At 64.1% G+C, this 15,944-nt stretch carries 15 protein-coding genes and 1 pseudogene; 6 read left to right on the forward strand and 10 right to left on the reverse strand.

The features are described 5' to 3' along the window. Positions 1–46: 46 nt before the first annotated feature. Positions 47–679, reverse strand: a complete 633-nt coding sequence (locus GC088_RS15300) for a MerR family transcriptional regulator (RefSeq protein ID WP_323959857.1) — start codon at positions 677–679, stop codon at positions 47–49. An 82-nt stretch (positions 680–761) separates the two neighbouring features. Here GC088_RS15300 and GC088_RS15305 point away from each other — a divergent pair, with 82 nt between their 5' ends. Further along, on the forward strand, positions 762–1,346 hold the full coding sequence (locus GC088_RS15305) for a DUF2306 domain-containing protein (protein ID WP_323959858.1): 585 nt from the start codon (positions 762–764) through the stop codon (positions 1,344–1,346). A 160-nt stretch (positions 1,347–1,506) separates the two neighbouring features. On the opposite strand, the pseudogene GC088_RS15310 reads toward GC088_RS15305, so the two are convergent. After that, positions 1,507–1,896: pseudogene (locus GC088_RS15310) on the reverse strand (polysaccharide deacetylase family protein); the annotation flags it as partial. On the opposite strand from GC088_RS15310, the gene GC088_RS15315 reads away from it, so the two are divergent. Together GC088_RS15315 and GC088_RS15320 are read left to right on the forward strand one after the other, a co-directional pair. After that, positions 1,885–2,046: a hypothetical protein gene (locus GC088_RS15315; RefSeq protein WP_323959859.1), complete on the forward strand. Its 162-nt coding sequence runs from the start codon at positions 1,885–1,887 to the stop codon at positions 2,044–2,046. The pseudogene GC088_RS15310 and the gene GC088_RS15315 overlap by 12 nt on opposite strands. 239 nt (positions 2,047–2,285) lie before the next feature. Beyond that, entirely contained in the window at positions 2,286–3,050 is a 765-nt protein-coding gene (locus GC088_RS15320) for a VldE C-terminal domain-containing protein (RefSeq protein WP_323959860.1), read from the forward strand. A gap of 6 nt (positions 3,051–3,056) precedes the next feature. Here GC088_RS15320 and GC088_RS15325 read toward each other — a convergent pair whose 3' ends face one another. From GC088_RS15325 to GC088_RS15350, 6 genes are all read right to left on the reverse strand, one after another. Continuing rightward, complete coding sequence (locus GC088_RS15325) at positions 3,057–4,250, reverse strand: glycine C-acetyltransferase (RefSeq protein WP_323959861.1); 1,194 nt, start codon at positions 4,248–4,250, stop codon at positions 3,057–3,059. Positions 4,251–4,260: 10 nt separating this feature from the next. Further along, positions 4,261–5,304, reverse strand: coding sequence for an L-threonine 3-dehydrogenase (gene tdh / locus GC088_RS15330; protein ID WP_323959862.1), 1,044 nt, complete (start codon positions 5,302–5,304; stop codon positions 4,261–4,263). A 43-nt stretch (positions 5,305–5,347) separates the two neighbouring features. Continuing rightward, positions 5,348–7,039 (reverse strand): formate--tetrahydrofolate ligase, encoded by a 1,692-nt coding sequence (locus GC088_RS15335; RefSeq protein ID WP_323959863.1) that lies wholly within the window; start codon positions 7,037–7,039, stop codon positions 5,348–5,350. Positions 7,040–7,139: 100 nt separating this feature from the next. Next, positions 7,140–7,904 carry a phosphatase gene (locus GC088_RS15340; protein WP_323959864.1) on the reverse strand — a complete coding sequence of 255 codons (765 nt, stop codon included), beginning with the start codon at positions 7,902–7,904 and terminating at the stop codon, positions 7,140–7,142. Positions 7,905–7,958: 54 nt separating this feature from the next. Next, positions 7,959–9,206: a D-inositol-3-phosphate glycosyltransferase gene (gene mshA, locus GC088_RS15345; protein ID WP_323959865.1), complete on the reverse strand. Its 1,248-nt coding sequence runs from the start codon at positions 9,204–9,206 to the stop codon at positions 7,959–7,961. A gap of 276 nt (positions 9,207–9,482) precedes the next feature. Beyond that, positions 9,483–9,809, reverse strand: coding sequence for a hypothetical protein (locus GC088_RS15350; protein WP_323959866.1), 327 nt, complete (start codon positions 9,807–9,809; stop codon positions 9,483–9,485). 498 nt (positions 9,810–10,307) lie between these two features. Between GC088_RS15350 and GC088_RS15355 the strand changes: the two genes are divergently transcribed. Further along, positions 10,308–11,282 carry a DUF418 domain-containing protein gene (locus GC088_RS15355; protein ID WP_323959867.1) on the forward strand — a complete coding sequence of 325 codons (975 nt, stop codon included), beginning with the start codon at positions 10,308–10,310 and terminating at the stop codon, positions 11,280–11,282. On the opposite strand, the gene GC088_RS15360 is transcribed toward GC088_RS15355, so the two are convergent. Beyond that, complete coding sequence (locus GC088_RS15360; RefSeq protein ID WP_323959868.1) at positions 11,279–11,926, reverse strand: histidine phosphatase family protein; 648 nt, start codon at positions 11,924–11,926, stop codon at positions 11,279–11,281. The genes GC088_RS15355 and GC088_RS15360 overlap by 4 nt on opposite strands. Continuing rightward, positions 11,923–13,368 carry a CCA tRNA nucleotidyltransferase gene (locus tag GC088_RS15365; protein WP_323959869.1) on the reverse strand — a complete coding sequence of 482 codons (1,446 nt, stop codon included), beginning with the start codon at positions 13,366–13,368 and terminating at the stop codon, positions 11,923–11,925. The genes GC088_RS15360 and GC088_RS15365 overlap by 4 nt, the downstream gene beginning before the upstream one ends. A gap of 221 nt (positions 13,369–13,589) precedes the next feature. Here GC088_RS15365 and GC088_RS15370 point away from each other — a divergent pair, with 221 nt between their 5' ends. After that, positions 13,590–14,069 (forward strand): NUDIX hydrolase, encoded by a 480-nt coding sequence (locus tag GC088_RS15370; protein WP_416377545.1) that lies wholly within the window; start codon positions 13,590–13,592, stop codon positions 14,067–14,069. A gap of 117 nt (positions 14,070–14,186) precedes the next feature. Beyond that, positions 14,187–15,914 (forward strand): murein biosynthesis integral membrane protein MurJ, encoded by a 1,728-nt coding sequence (murJ, locus tag GC088_RS15375; protein ID WP_323959871.1) that lies wholly within the window; start codon positions 14,187–14,189, stop codon positions 15,912–15,914. Positions 15,915–15,944 lie beyond the last annotated feature (30 nt).

Here is a 15,944-nt window from a genome sequence, read left to right on the forward strand (position 1 = left end):
CCCCTGGCTTCGGCCGGGGGGCGTTTTGCCGTTTGAGTGGGTTTTGTCAGGTGGCGGTGCCTCGGTCTTCGTCCCCACTCAACCGCTTGATGCTGTGCGACGCTTGCGCCAACGCCACCAGGCTCAGGAGCAGCTTGCTGTAGGCCCGCACGCCCACCGCGACGGCGAGAACCGCCTCATCCCTGCTGCCGGCGTCGAATACGGTCCCTAGATCCTGCTGTGCCACCTGATCTGCCGCTTCGGCGTAGCCGCGTACGACGTCGGAGCTCACCGACAGCCCCATCCCCTCCATCTCCTCGAGCGTCCTGTTGAAGAGCGCCCTCGCATCCGAGGGAGCGTCCGGCCAGCCTTGGCTGGTGAGCAGCTCGGCAACCAGCGGGTGGTCAGCGGCATCCTCGCCGGGTGCGCCGAGAACTAAAGCCTGGGTCCTCCCGAGCAGTTCCAGTCGGGACACCTCCGGATCGTCTATGAGCTGAACGAGGGTTCGGATTTGCTCGATCCCCAGTCCTACCACCGAGCGCAGCGCGCCGATCAGCTCCAGGCGCCGAAGGTGCAACTGGCCGTACTCGGCACGGGTGGGATGAACCTGCTCGCCGCGCTGGATCAGTCCTTCCCGGAGATAAAACTTGATGCTGGCCGCACTCACTCCGGAGGCTGTGCTGAGTTCCTTCAACTGCACGCCGTGGTCCTTCCGTTGGATAGGAAAATGACGGCAACTATCCTGATGTACAGCTATAGGATAGTGCGCCTATCTTATAACCATGGACTGGAACCCGCTCATCGCCGCCCACGTGATCGCCGCGCTCTACGTGCTGGTTTTGGGACCGATCAACATTTTCCGTCGACGCCGGGACCGCACCCATCACATCATCGGCTACACCTGGGTGCTGGCCATGTACTTTGTCTGCTTCACCAGCTTCTGGATCGTCAGCGACGGCCACTTCAGCTGGCTCCACGGCCTCTCTGCTTTCACGATCGTCACCGTGACCCTTGGCTTGGTCTCCGCCATCCGCCGCAATATCGTGGCACACCGGGCCAACATGATCGGCAGCTACATCGGCATCGCCATCGCATTTGTCTTCGCCGTTACGGCACCGGGCCGGGCCATCCCGCAACTGTTGGCCACTGACCCGGCTACCGCCGTCGTCGTTAGCGTGCTTGTCTTGCTGACGGCAGGAGGACTGTTCCTGGTAGTGAGGCCAAAGCCGCGTAGGGCTACGGCCAGGAAGGTTCGGGCAGCCGGGGTGGCAGCGGAACGAACTGCGCGCCGAGGATCTCCCGTTGAGCGAGCGCCGCGGCGACTCCCGCGCCGGTCCCGGATGCCGGTTGGTTTCCGTGGGCGATGATGACGTCCCCGGACTGTGCGCGTACCAGTTCCTGGGTCACGAGGTGGGCCGGGTGCGTTGCCCCGGCATCGCCGTTGATGCTGAACCCGGTTGGGACCTGGCCCAATGCCAGACAGATCTGCGCGGCCACCTCGTCCAGGTGCGCGGTTCCGGGCCGGAAGAAGCGCGGCGGCCGGCCGGCAAGCTCGGTGATCACGGCGGTGTTGGTCATGATCTCGTCGTACACCTCGCCCGGTCCCGTTGTTCCCGGGATACCGTAGGCGCTCTGCCCATTTACGCTGAGCGGCAGGTGCTGGGTGCCGTGGTTGGCGATCTCGAACAGCGGATCCTCCGCCAATTCCTTCGCCAGCGCGGAGTTACTTTCAATCCAGCGGTAGTTCATGAAGAGGGTGGCCGGCATCCGGCGTTCACGCAGGAGGTCGAAGATGGCGTGATCGGTCTGGCTCCCACCCGGACCTCCGCAATAGTCAAGGGTCAGGACGGCTCCGCCGGCGTCGACGGGGAGCGAGCTGAGCACGCCCGGAACATCAAGCCCCCATTGCTGCGGCACTATGCCGGTGAACCGCGCGACGATTTCCTCACGGCAGGAAGCGCGGGCTGCGATGGCGTGAGCGAGGCGCTGGGGGCGGGAGTAGGCGACGACGACGGCGCCGCACTCCTTGTGGCGCGCGCGGTTGCGCTCTCAGCGGGCTGGGATTGAGGCGGCTTGGTTGCGCAACCTGCCAGCGCCAGCCCAAGACCAGCGAAAATAAGGGCCCTGCGGCCGGCGTCGAATCCCACGCGTCCCCCTGCGCTAGCGAGCAAAACACCATCAGTGTAGTTATGGTCCGGGAGAAGGCCTCCCCTGCGCCGGAATGTGTCGTAGGTGTGCCGCGGGAACCAACGGTGGAAGCGGTCGATTAACCCTGTGGGACCTACCCTCAGCGAAAGGCTCATGTGATGACTGCCGACCAGAGGCCGGAGGTGCGGCGTCGCCCCTTCCTGCTGGTCTTCCTGTTGCTTGTCCCCGTGCTGCTCCTCGGATTCGTGTTGGTCAACGGTTTGAGCGACCGCAGCACCTCGCTGCTGGGACTGTCGGAATGCACCGTCGAGACGTCCAAAGGGGACGTGGGGCTCAGCCGGGAAGAAGCACAGCGGGCCACCACGACCGCGGCCCTCCTAGCGCGCGGGTCCTCGTTTGCAGACATCGACAGCATCGACGGCGCCGCCGGCATCGACGAGGCAGTGATGCAACGGCTCATCGAAGGACCACCCGACGACGCCGGTCCAAGCCTGTCCTGTCGAGGTACTGCCACGGATGGATTGGAGGAGGAACCGCTCACTCCCAGCGGCCTGACACCGCGCGCAGAGAAGCTGCGCGACGCGATGAGTGAGGTGTTCGGTGAATCGAGCCTCGGCGGCTTCGCCCCGGGAGGCGTAAGTTCGGGTCACGGAGCGGAATCAACGCACTACGACGGTCGGGCCATCGACGTCTTCTTCCGCCCCGTCACCGAGGAGAACCGGCGCCAGGGTTGGATCCTGTCGCAATGGCTGGTTGCCCATGCCGGGGACTACAACATCCAGTACGTCATCTTCGACGATAAATTCTGGAGCGCGCACCTCTCCCGAGGCCAGTGGCACAACTACGACGCCCCCGACCCGGAAAACGAGATCCTCCGACACCTCGACCACGTCCATGTGGACGTGCTGCGCGGCGAAAACTAGCGGTGCTTATCCCACGGCATCCCGGGCAGCAACGAAAGCCGACACGCAGGTTTCCACATCCTCGGGACTGTGCGCCGCCGAGAGCTGCACGCGGATTCGCGCGGCTCCCTTGGGAACTACCGGATAGCTGAACGCGATGACGTAGACGCCCTGCTCAAGCATCGCGTCCGCCACCCGCCCAGCGCGGACCGCGTCCCCGAACATCACGGGAATGATCGGGTGTTCACCCTCGAGGAGTTCGAATCCCTCCTCCGTCATCCGGCGGCGGAACAGTGCGGCGTTCTCGTTCAGCCGGCCGCGCAGGTCCGCACTGTCCTGGACAAGGTCCAGTGAGGTCAGCGTCGCAGCGACGATCGACGGCGCCAGCGAGTTGGAAAAGAGATAAGGGCGGGCGCGCTGCCTCAACAACTCGACAATCTCGGCCCTCCCGGACACATAGCCACCCGACGCACCGCCCAGCGCCTTCCCAAAGGTTCCGGTATAGATGTCCACCCGCTCGGAGACGCCCGCATGCTCAGGCGTGCCCGCACCTGTAGCACCCATGAACCCGACGGCATGCGAATCGTCCACCATCACCATCGCGTCGTATTTCTCGGCGAGGTCGCAGATCTCCCGCAGCGGTGCCAGGTAGCCGTCCATCGAAAAGACGCCGTCGGTGACCACCAGACGACGGCGAGCACCGGCGGCTTCCTGCAGCCTCGTTTCAAGGTCGGCCATGTCCCGGTTCACGTAACGGAACCGCTGAGCCTTGCTCAGCCGGATTCCGTCGATGATCGAAGCGTGGTTGAGCGCGTCCGAGATGACGGCGTCGTCAGCGCCCAGCAGGGATTCGAAGACCCCGCCGTTCGCATCGAAACAGGAGGAGAACAGGATGGTGTCCTCCGTACCGAGGAAGTGTGAAACCCGCCGCTCCAACTGAAGGTGCAGGTCCTGGGTTCCGCAGATGAACCGGACGGACGCCATACCGAAGCCCCGCTCATCCAGCGCATCCTTGGCCGCGGAAATCAGGGCCGGATGGTCGGCGAGGCCGAGGTAATTGTTGGCGCAGAAGTTCAGCACCTGCGTGCCGTCGCCCTCGCCAAGCGCCGCACGGATGGAGTTGGATTGCGGCGAGGAAATGGTGCGTTCACGCTTGTACAGCCCGGCATCCCGGATCTCGTCGAGCTCGGACTGCAACTGATTCCTTACTGAAGCAAACATTCCAACTCCTCTAGATTGACGTCCAGTCCAGGACAACCTTGCCGCTGTGGCCGCTGCGGGCGATGGCGAACCCCTTCCGCCAGTCCGACGCCGGAAGCACGTCGGTCACGACACTCGCCACGGCATCACGCAGGGCATGGTTCGAATGCATCATGGCGCTCATCGCGTACCAGGTCTCGAACATCTCGCGTCCATAGATGCCCTTCAGCGTGAGCATGTGGGTGACCACCTTGGCCCAGTCGATCCGGATGTCCTCGGAGGGAAGGCCCAGCATCGCGATCCGTCCCCCGTGGTTCATGTTGTCGATCATTTCCGGCAGGGCGGACGGGTGTCCGGACATTTCGAGTCCCACGTCGAACCCTTCGCGCATGTCCAGCTCCCGCTGCGCCTCGATGATGCGGGTCTTGCTCACGTCCACGGCCAGGTCCACGCCGATGGACCGTGCCAGTTCCAGTCGCCGTTCGGAGACGTCGGTGATCGCGACGTGCCGGGCGCCGGCATGCCGAGCCACTGCGATCGCCATGAGCCCAATTGGACCAGCTCCGGTGATGAGCACGTCCTCGCTGACGACGGGGAAGCTCAGCGCCGTGTGGACGGCGTTGCCGAACGGGTCGAAGACGGCCCCGAGCTCAGGGGTGACGCCGTCGTGATGCACCCACACGTTGGTTTCCGGAATCACGATGTATTCGGCGAAGGCACCGTCGCGCTGCACTCCGACGCTGATCGTGCGGATGCACATTTGCCGGCGGCCGGCGCGGCAGTTGCGGCAGATGCCGCAGACTATGTGCCCCTCGCCGGACACCCGATCCCCGACCCGCACCTCATGGACACCATCGCCCAGTTCGACCACTTCGCCGTAGAACTCGTGTCCGGGAATCAGCGGGGCGTTGATCGTGCCGGCCGCCCATGAGTCCCACGACTCGATATGGAGATCCGTTCCGCAGATTCCCGTGGCCATAACCCGGATCTTGACCTCGCCAAGTCCTACCGAGGGTTCCGGCCGGTCCACCAACTCGAAGCCCGGTTGAGCACCGGGTTTATAGAGCGCCTTCACTCGAATCCTTTCGTCTGAACCGCCCCGAACCCAGCGGAGCCGGCTAGAAGAGGCCGACTACGCCGCCGTCGTCGTCCACATCCATGCGCAGGGCACCCGGTTCCTTCGGCAGCCCGGGCATGGTCATGACGGCTCCCGTCAGGGCCACGATGAAACCGGCACCGGTCTTGGGGATGAGGTCGCGGACGTGAAGGGTGAAGCCTTCCGGTGCTCCAAGCAGGCCGGGGTTGTCGGAGAAGGAGTACTGCGTCTTGGCCATGCAAACGGGCAGCGAATTCCAGCCGTTGGCCTCGATCTCGCGCAGCCGGCGCAGGGCCTCGACCGAGAATTCGACGCAGGCAGCGCCGTAGATCTCGCAGGCGATGGTCCGGATCTTCTCCTCCACCGACAGCTCCAGCGGGTAGAGGTGCCGGAAGGAACACGGCGCGTCCAGGGCGGCCAGGACCTTTGCGGCGAGGTCGTCGCCGCCCGGGCCTCCTCCGCCGTCTCCCCACACGTCGGCTACTGCGGCAGGAACGCCCTCGGCCGCGCACCACTTCAGGATCCAGGCAAGCTCGTCATCGGTATCGGTGGTGAACCTGTTGATGGCGACCACGGGGTTGATGCCGAACTTCTGCACATTCCGCACATGGCGGCGCAGGTTCTCGATGCCGCACTGCAGTGCCGGTACATTCGGCGCGCCGAGGTCCGCTTTCGCAACCCCGCCGTGCATCTTGAGGGCGCGGACGGTGGCCACAATTACGACGGCGTCAGGCGCCACATTTGCCGACCTCGCCTTGATGTCCATGAACTTCTCGGCCCCGAGGTCCGCCCCGAACCCTGCCTCGGTCACTACTATGTCGGCGATACTGCGCGCTGTCTGGGTGGCGATGACCGAGTTGCAGCCGTGCGCGATGTTGGCGAAGGGGCCTCCGTGCACCAGCGCCGGCGTTCCCGCGATGGTCTGTACGAGGTTTGGCTTGAGGGCGTCCTTCAGCAGGAGTGTGAGGGCGCCTTCCACGCCGAGGTCCGCAACGGTGACCGGTCGTCGGTCGTAGGTGTAGCCAACGGTGATCCGCGCCAGCCGACGCCGAAGATCCGGAAGATCGGTCGCGAGACAGAAGACTGCCATGATTTCGGACGCCACGGTGATGTCAAAGCCGTCCTGGCGCGGTACGCCCTGGCCGGGACCGCCGAGCCCGATGACCACTTCACGCAGCGCCCGGTCATTGACGTCCAGCACGCGCTTGAAGGTGATCCTTCGGGGATCGATATTGAGCGGGTTGCCCTGGTGGATCGAGTTGTCGACCAGGGCCATCAGTGTGTTGTTGGCGGTCGTTATGGCGTGAAAGTCACCGGTGAAATGGAGGTTGATGTCCTCCATGGGCAACACCTGCGAATAGCCACCGCCGGTGGCCCCGCCCTTCATCCCCATGACCGGCCCCAGGGACGGTTCCCGCAGCGCCACCATGACGCGCTGCCCGGCCCGGGCCAGTGAATCGGCCAGACCAACTGTGCAGGTCGATTTTCCCTCACCCGCAGGGGTGGGGCTCATGGCGCTGACGAGCACCACTTTCCCAGGGGACTTTCCGGGTACCTCGGGCAGACGGCTGATGTCGATCTTTGCCTTGTGCCGGCCGTAGAGCTCCAGCGCATCGGCCGGGATTCCCACCGTTGCAGCGATCTCCTCGATGGGTCGGATCGGCGCTGCGCGGGCAATCTCCAGGTCGGACACTGGGGCATGGATAGACGTCATCGTCTGAATCCCTCCGGGGTGATGGATGGACTGGGCCGGCTCGGGGTGTGAGCTCACGCTCAATCTACCAGTGCACGGGTACGTGGGGGTGCGCTGAACCTCAGGCCAGTCCGGCTCGCTCAAGGATGTAGCGGGTCATCGGCTCGTAGAGGCCCGGGCACAGGTTGTCATCGAGGGGTACGGCCACCTCAATCTGGCCCTGGGCCTCGGAAACGAACAGACCCGGATCGTTGCAGTCGGCGAATCCAAGGGTGGGAATCCCCTCCGAGGCTGCGAATCCCGCCCAGCCGTGGTCGGCCACAACAAGCTCGGGAGGCGGAGCGCCCTGCGAGGCGAGCAGTTGCAGGCTCAGGCGCATCGGTTCCGGATAGTGGGTGTGCACCAGTCCGCCGTACTGGTGCCATGCCAGCACCCCGAACAGCTGGCGGATATCGCCGTCGCGGAAGGGCTGGCCTTCGGGCACCTTCACCAGCTTGGCTCCGCCACGCTCCGCTGCTGCAGCGAGGGCGGCGTGAACCGGGAGCAGCCCCGCCGGATGACCGGTTGCGAAGAGGATGCGTGCGCCTGCGCGAACCGCCTCCCCGAAGCGGTCTGCAAACCGGTCCAGCGCGGCTACACATTTTTCGGCGGAGATAGTGTCCTGGCCTTCAAGGAGCTCAACGTCGGTGCTGATGCCCACGCGTTGGTGCATTACCTCGAACACTTCGTCGAACGTCCATTCACGCGTCAGGCGCACACCGAATTCGAGGTGCTCGTTGCCTTCAAGGAAGAGGCGCATGTGCCGCAGGTTGTCCTGGCGCGGCGTCGCGACGTTCCCGGTGATTCCTACAGAGTCAAGGTAGCTGGCGAGTTCCGCGGCATTCACTTCTCCATCCTAGGCATACCCCCGCCTGGGATACCGCCCCTTCACGCGACTCAGCTAGGAAACGGCTGCGCCCTCGTACTGTTCGACGGCGGTTCGATAACTCTGCGCCGTGAAAAGCGCGGTCCGCTGCCAGCCGAACGCCAGCGCATGAATAGAGGCGTGAGACCCCAGCGTGCGGCGCATCTCGGCGTCGTCGTGCAGTGCCTCCAGCGCTGCTGACCAGAGCGCGGGGCCATGCCCGTCAACCAGTATCCCGGTGCGGCCGTCACTGATGGCCTGCGGCAATCCGCCTACGTTCGCGGCGAGAACGGGGGTGCCGCACGCCTGCGCTTCGAGCGCAACCAGTCCGAAGGACTCGCTGTAGGAAGGCATGGCAACGACGTCGGCGGCGCGCAGCCAGTGGGCCAACTGTTCGGGAATCACCGGCGGATAGAGCCTTACGGTGTCGTGCACTCCAAGCCGGTTGATGAGCGGTTGGAGTTCGAGTGCTTCCGGGCCGCTTCCCGAACCGATAATGCTGACCTGCAGCGGAATGTCGGGGCGCCGGCGCTGCAGATCCGCAGCGGCCTCAACCAGCAGGTGGGGCCCCTTGAGCTTTTGAATCCGCCCAGCGAAGACCACGTGATAAGCCTCGGGTGGGAACTCGAGGCCGCTGCGTGAAGCGGCCCTGTTGCCGGAATGAAAGATGTCGAGGTCAACCCCCGGAGCCACGATGTCCACCTTGTCGGCCGCCGCTCCGTAGAGCGATTCGAGTTCCGCAGCCTCGGTACTCGTGTTGGCTATCAGGCGGTCAGCCCCGTGAACGATCTCCTGTTCCCCGGCGATACGGGACTCGGGTTCACTCACTCCACCGGCGTGGAGGCGGAGGTTCTTGACCTTCGCCATGGTGTGCATGGAGTGGACCAATGGCAGCCGCAGCGACTTTGCCACGGTTAAGCCAACAATGCCGGATACCCAGTAGTGCGAGTGGATGATGTCGAAGTGTCCGTCCGACAGCAGGTCCGTGACGTCGGAGATGGCGTCCGCAAGGTCGTCCGAGAGTTGCGGGAGGACTTCCTTGGGCACCCGCCGCGTGGGGCCGGCTACTACGTGGCGCACCAGGACTCCCGGACCCAGTTCCTCGATGTGCGGCTGCCCGTCCGCTGCTGCGCGCGTGAAGATTTCGACGTCGATGCCCACTTTTGCAAGCTCGAGGGCAACGGAGCGCACGTAGACGTTCATGCCCCCGGCGTCACCGCCGCCGGGCTGATCGAAGGGGGATGTATGAAGCGACAGCATCGCTACGCGCTTCACCGGGGTCACAGTCCCTCCCTTCGGCGTCAATTGGATTGGGGTTGGTTCCGGCCAGCTCAGTCGGCGGCCACGTTTGACGATATAACGCGCGCGCCGACCGCCACATTCCATGACCGGATTGGGACGTTACGACCGTAGTGGCTGCGTAGGAGGTACTGGCCCGTTAAAGGCGGAAGCCCGCGCCGGGAAGCGCGGGCTTCTCTGTTGGTGGGACCGGTGACTTGCATCGGTTCCTCCTTCGCGGTCGACAGTGGGGGCTCAAGCTCAGCCATGCGGGATGGGCTGCTACTTGATGTACAGGTGATGCTGCGGCAAGGCATAGGACTGGGCGTTGTCCCAGGAACTTTCCTCTGACGAGCGCTGTATTCGCTTCCAGAAGGAAACGCTCTGGCGAAGCTTCTTGATCATGAGGTTCACCTCCTCTCGTTGGGTGAAGTCGGGCATCACCGCTGATGGATCGGCGGGCTCACCGGCGCATTCGCCGGTGGAGCCGTCGAGGCGGGTGAGGTTGCCGGACATAATGAATTCCCCGTACGAGCGCTGCTGGACAGTGGCAGGAGCCACGGTGCGCTCGACGGAAACGGGGACGGAAAGAACCTGGACGTCAGGCATAAGGATCTCCTGGATGAGAATTAATTGGATACAAAAAGGGGTGGTGCATGAAAAGCCCGAAGGCAGGTGGAAAAGGTGCCGGAATTGCGGGTACGAATACATTCGCCGTGTTAATCGGCATGAAAACTGCACAGCAGTTTCGTGGCGGATTCCGCCGTCGCACAAAAGGGGTGAAAAGAGACTTCTCCCGCGGATATCTAGCGGAGAAGTGCTGGTTTCAGCAGGAAATCAGTGCGCAGACACGGCGGAGGCCGGGCGGGTACGCGCGGCCGTCATGCCGCCAAAGGGAATAACCACTGATCCCACCTCCACTTCTGATGTTGCGCTTGCCTGAACGGTGCAAATTGAGAGCAAATTGAGATCTCTCAATGGCACTCCTCAAAGCTACCGCAGAGGAAGCCGTTTCACCTAGCAGTTTCTGAAAATTCCCAAAGAAATTTTCGAAGACGGGAATAGATTCGGAAATCACCGGCCAGACCGCGCACTAGTCTGGTCAATGTGAGGGAAGCGAAGCCGACGGTTCCGGGAAGGTCCAGCGAGATCGACGCCCTGCGCAGCTTCGCCCTCGCTGGGATTCTGTTCGTGAATATCTGGTACTTCGCCGATCCCTACGCGCTGGGCGGGGCCATTAGCCCCAACCATTCCTCTGCGGCAGACCTGCTCACCCGCTTCACAGTGGCAGCCCTGTTCGAGGCAAAGTTCTACCTGCTCTTCTCGTTCCTGTTCGGGTACAGCTTTGTGTTGCAGGAACGCGCAGCGATTGCGATCGGGCAGTCTCCCGTTCCCAGGGCGCGGCGTCGACTCCTCGGCCTTCTGCTACTCGGCCTCCTTCACGGAGTGTTCTTGTTCTTCGGCGACATTCTGCTTACCTACGCGCTGATGGGACTCATCCTGTTGGCCACGCGCTCCCTTCGCACGTCCTCCGCAGTGATAACGGGCAGCGCGCTGATCGGCGTCATCGGGTCGGTCGTCCTTGCTGTGGGCCTGGGCATTGCAGCGACCGTCACCGGATTGGGCATCACCACGCAACTGCAAATGATCGGACTGGCGGCTGCGGTAGTACAGGCTTGCCTGACCGTCTACGTGGACAGGGACCGGTTCTCGGTACTAGCCGTCGGCATCTCGACATTGACCGCACCCCTGTTGACGGCCGGTTATGTCAGCCTCCTGCTCCTGTTGTTCCGGACTAAACCGGGTGCACGGGTCTGCAGCTTCCTGGCCCCGGCAGGACGGATTGCCCTCACCAACTATCTGACGCAGTCACTGGTGCTGGGTCTGATCTTCACCGGCCTTGGATTGCAACTGGCAGACCGACTGCCGGCTGTAGCAGTGGCGGGCATCGCCGTCGTAATTTTCGCGGCCCAGCTGGTGGCAAGCAGGATCCTTTTGGACCACATGCGCACCGGACCGGCGGAATGGGTGCTGCGCCGCCTGACCTACGGCAGGCAGCGGCAAGCAGCGGCAGGCTGTTAGAGGTTCCAGCGCCGGATAGCGGGGGTGCGCTTATCCCAACCGAGGACGCAGACCGCGGCCGTCCCGAGGATGAAGCGCCGCCCCTCGACCCCCTCGAACTCAAGCCATCGTGCTGTCAGGATGCGAAGGAAGTGCCCGTGCGCCACGAGGAGTGCGTTGCGGATGGGCGTGGCATCAGGATCCTGGTCGGCAGGTGTGCCGCATCCTGCCTGAACGCGAGCGATGATCCGGTCGGCACGCGCCGACACCTGCGCAAGGGTCTCACCGTTCGGGACGCCGTCGTTCCAGATGATGTAACCGGGCTTTTCTTTCCTGAGAGCTGCGCTGTTGCGGCCTTCGTGGTCTCCGTAGTCCCATTCGTGCGCGTAGGGCAGCACTTCGGCATCGGGAAAACCGGCCAGTTCGGCCGTCCGCCGGGCACGATGCAGCGGCGACGTGAAAACGCGGTCGAACTCGACTCCGGCCAGATGGGCAGCGGCGTCGCGGGCCTGCTGTTCGCCGTCGGAAGTCAGCGGCAGGTCGGTGAGGCCGGTGTAATTGCCATCCCGGGACCACTCGGTTTCACCGTGCCTCAGCAGCCACAGATGCGGAAGTGGTGTGCCGGCCTTCGTGAGATCCGCGGCCGCAGCGCCTGACTGGCTCATGCATCTTCCCCGGAAGCCTCGGGCTGTTCTGCCCACCAGGTTCGCAGCTTACGCTCCGCCTCCTCCGGAGGATGCGGTCCGTGCTCCATGCGTTCCTCCAGCAGATAGCGGTAGGCGCGCCCCACCACCGGTCCGGGTTTGATGCCCAACAGGGCCATGATCTGCCCTCCGTCCAGATCCGGTCGGATAGCGGCAAGCTCTTCCTGTTCGGCGAGCGCAGTGATGCGCTGCTCCAGGTCGTCGTAGGCGAAAGCGAGGCGCTCAGCCTTGCGCCGGTTGCGGGTTGTCACGTCCGAACGGGTAAGGCGGTGGAGCCTCTCCAGCAGCGGGCCGGCGTCGGTGACGTACCGCCGAACCGCGGAGTCCGTCCAGCCCGCCTCACCGTAGCCGTAGAAGCGCATGTGCAGCTCAACCAGCCGGGCGACTGCCTTGATGGTGTCGTTGTCGAACCGGAGCGCCTTCATGCGTTTCGCAGTCAGCTTGGCTCCAACGGCGTCGTGGTGCCGGAAGCTGACCGCGCCGGAGGGTTCGAAACGCCGCGTAGCCGGCTTGCCGACGTCGTGCATCAGCGCCGCAAAACGCAGCACGAAGTCCGGAGCCGGCACCGCGCCGTCGTCGTCGGTTTCCAGTTCGCAGGCCTGCTCCAGCACCGTCAGCGAGTGCTGGTAGACATCCTTGTGCCGGTGGTGCTCGTCCATCTCCAGGCGCAGGGCGGGCACCTCCGGAAGCACATGGTCAGCGAGCCCGGTGGAGACCATCAGGTCGATGCCTCGGCGCGGATGGGTGCCGTTGATCAGCTTGACGAGCTCGTCACGGACGCGTTCGGCCGAGATGATCGAGATGCGCTCCGCCATCGCCGTCATTGCTTCCCGTACCTCGGGCGCTACCTCGACGCCCAGTTGGGAGGCGAACCGTGCCGCCCGCATCATGCGGAGCGGGTCGTCAGAGAACGACGACGACGGCGCGCCCGGCGTGCGCAGCATCCCGGCATGGAGGTCCTTCACTCCGCCGTAGGGATCCACGAGCTCCATGGACGGCAGGCGCAGGGCCATGGCGTTGATGGTGAAGTCGCGCCGGTAAAGGTCGTCCTCGAGGCTGCTTCCGAAGGCGACAACGGGCTTGCGCGAGGAGGGGTCGTAAGCCTCGGCGCGGTAAGTGGTGACCTCGATCGTGAAGGTGCCCTTGCGCAGGCCAATGGTGCCGAACTCACGGCCGATCTCCCAGAATGCATCGGCCCAGTGCTTGATCACTGCAATTGTCCGGTCGGGGTCGGCGTCGGTGGTGAAATCAAGGTCCGGCGACACCCTGCCAAGAAAGAGGTCCCGCACAGGGCCGCCCACCAGCGAAAGCTCCTGGCCGGCGTCGTCGAAGAGCTTGCCAAGCTCCGTGACCACCGCCGGAAGCGGAGCGGTGAGGGGAGAGTTTTCCAACAGGTGAACCATAGTGCCTTAAGCGTGCCAGACATCGGGCCAATCGCCATTACGAGCCTCTCACCTGCGACGAAAGACCACCGGCCCACCTCACGTGAACAACACGCCGATGCAGGTGCGCAGGCAAGCGGAAGGGTTGTGTCCGGTCATCATCCGCCGGGAAAGGTCGTTAGAGTGGGGGCATGGACCGTCCTGTTCCGAGCGCACCCAAGCGCACCCCATTGACAGCGTCAATGGGCAGTTCAGGCGCGCCCCTTATTCATCAGAGCCTGCCTACCGTGGAAGAAGTTTCCGCGGGCGGAATCGTGGTGGATACCTCCACGGACCTGCTCAATGTGGCAATCATTGCTCGCCTGAACCGCGGCGGGCGGCTCGAGTGGTGCCTGCCCAAGGGCCATCCTGAAAACCAGGAGGACAACGAGCAGGCCGCAGTACGGGAGATCGAAGAGGAGACCGGCATCCGCGGTCGCGTGCTGGCCGCGCTGGGCAGTATCGACTACTGGTTCACCGTAAGCGGCCACCGCGTCCATAAGACCGTCCATCACTTCCTGCTGGTTTCCACCGGTGGCCACCTCACCATCGAGAACGACCCCGATCATGAAGCGGTCGACGTCGCGTGGGTACCGCTGGCTGACCTCGGACGCAAACTCTCCTTCCCGAACGAACGTCGCATTGCTGACCTCGCGCGGGAAGTCCTGCCGCAGTACCTGTAACGGGTATGGACTCTGCTCGCGAGCGCTGCAGGGAGCGCGCTGTTGCGGGCGCTGCGGCCGGAGGCGCGTCCAGGCCTTTACCGGCGTCGGGCAGTATTGGTGAGACGATATTGAGCGATGTCTGATACAAACACCGCCTCAATACCGGTCCAGGACGCGGGCGTGGTGCCCAGTCGTCGCCCCACCCCCGCCGGGGATGTCCCGCCCACGGATTCCACGGCACGCTCCAGCGCAATTATGGCTGCAGGCACCCTGGTGTCGCGCGTGCTCGGCCTCGTTCGCGTGGCGCTTCTGGCGACGGCAATCGGTACGGCAGGCGCGGTATCCGACCTCTTTCCGGCGGCCAACAACCTGCCGACCTACATCTTCCTCATGATCGCAGGCGGTGTGTTCAATGCCGTACTGGTGCCGCAGATCATCCGGGCGAGCCAACAGCCGGACCGGGGCGCCGACTTCGTCAGCAGGCTGATGACACTCTCGGTGATCGTGCTCTTCGTGATGACGGTCCTCATCACCCTGGCGGCGCCGTTCATTGCGGACCTGCTTACCAATGTGTCCGGGGATGCACTGGCCCTTACCACGGTGTTTGCCTACTGGTGTCTGCCCCAAATCTTCTTCTACGGGCTCTACTCGATCATCGGGCAGGTGCTCAATGCCAACGGCTCATTCGGGCCGTACATGTGGGCGCCGGTGGTCAACAACATCGTTTCGATCTGCTTCCTCATCGCCTTCATCGTGCTCATGGGCGCTGAACGGACAACCGGCCACACCCCCGACACCTGGACCCCCACCCACACCCTGCTGCTCGCGGGCGGGACCACATTGGGCATCGTTGTGCAGGCCCTCGTACTCCTCGTTCCTCTGCGGCGCCTGCGACTCGGCCTGCGGCCACGGTTCGGTTGGCGTGGCGTAGGTCTGGGCAAGACCGGCCGGTTGGCGTCGGTCACCATCGTGACCATGCTGATCGGCAACGGCCTCTATATGGTCAACCAATGGGTAGCCACCATCGCGACCGAGGCTCGAACCGAATTGCCCCCGGATAGCTACATCGCCGGCCTGACCAATCTCGACATCGGTTCGCTGGTCTATGTGCTGCCGCACTCGGTCATCGCGCTCTCGCTTGCCACCGTGATGTTCAACAGCCTCGCGCGGGCACACACCGAGGACGACGTCGCCACCACCAAGGAGACACTGTCCCGGGGCCTGCGCACCATCGGCGTCGCCACCGTCTTCGGCTCAGCAGCGCTGCTCACCCTGGCAGGTCCGTTGGGCATGGTCTTCTCCGGCGGCATCCGAGAAGGCGGCGCGCTGAACGCGCTGATCATCAGCCTGCTCGCTGTCGGAGCGCCGTTCCTCAGCGCAAACTTCTTCATGAACCGTGTGTTCTACGCGGCCGAGGATGCCATCACCCCGCTGAAAATCCAGCTGATCCTCTCGGTCACGGGAGTGGCCCTGGCCCTGGGCGCCAGCCTGTTCGATCCCGGCCTGATCGTGCCCATGCTCGCGCTCAGCTACACCTTGGGAAACATCGTGGCCGTTATCGTCAGTCACGTCTTCCTGGTGCGGAAGATCGGGAGCTACGGTGCAGGGCACATCTACGACGTTCACGTCCGCCTGGTTGTCGCGGGACTGGTATCCGCCGCGGTCGGCGCCGCACTTCTGTGGGTATTCGGGGGCTACCGCCCCGAGGGCTTCGCCTGGCAGTCAGTGGCGAGCGCCGCCGTCGTTCTTGTGATTACCGGACCGGTGATGGCGGGCGTCTACTTCGGCATGCTCAAAGTCCTGCGTGTTACGGAACTGAGCGAGTTCCTGGCGCCGCTGCTCACACGCTTCAGGCGGCGTTAGCGTCGTCGAGTGCCGTCCCGGGTAATGCAG

It is taken from the genome of Arthrobacter sp. JZ12 (assembly GCF_035189165.1).
GTDB lineage: Bacteria > Actinomycetota > Actinomycetes > Actinomycetales > Micrococcaceae > Arthrobacter_D.

Coding starts and splice junctions, on each gene's coding strand:
- GC088_RS15305 (WP_323959858.1), top strand. CDS start 762: ATGGACTGGAACCCGCTCATCGCCGCCCACGTGATCGCCGCGCTCTAC.
- GC088_RS15320 (WP_323959860.1), top strand. CDS start 2,286: ATGACTGCCGACCAGAGGCCGGAGGTGCGGCGTCGCCCCTTCCTGCTG.
- GC088_RS15325 (WP_323959861.1), bottom strand. CDS start 4,250: ATGTTTGCTTCAGTAAGGAATCAGTTGCAGTCCGAGCTCGACGAGATC.
- GC088_RS15335 (WP_323959863.1), bottom strand. CDS start 7,039: ATGACGTCTATCCATGCCCCAGTGTCCGACCTGGAGATTGCCCGCGCA.
- GC088_RS15350 (WP_323959866.1), bottom strand. CDS start 9,809: ATGCCTGACGTCCAGGTTCTTTCCGTCCCCGTTTCCGTCGAGCGCACC.
- GC088_RS15360 (WP_323959868.1), bottom strand. CDS start 11,926: ATGAGCCAGTCAGGCGCTGCGGCCGCGGATCTCACGAAGGCCGGCACA.
- GC088_RS15365 (WP_323959869.1), bottom strand. CDS start 13,368: ATGGTTCACCTGTTGGAAAACTCTCCCCTCACCGCTCCGCTTCCGGCG.
- GC088_RS15370 (WP_416377545.1), top strand. CDS start 13,590: ATGGGCAGTTCAGGCGCGCCCCTTATTCATCAGAGCCTGCCTACCGTG.
- murJ (WP_323959871.1), top strand. CDS start 14,187: ATGTCTGATACAAACACCGCCTCAATACCGGTCCAGGACGCGGGCGTG.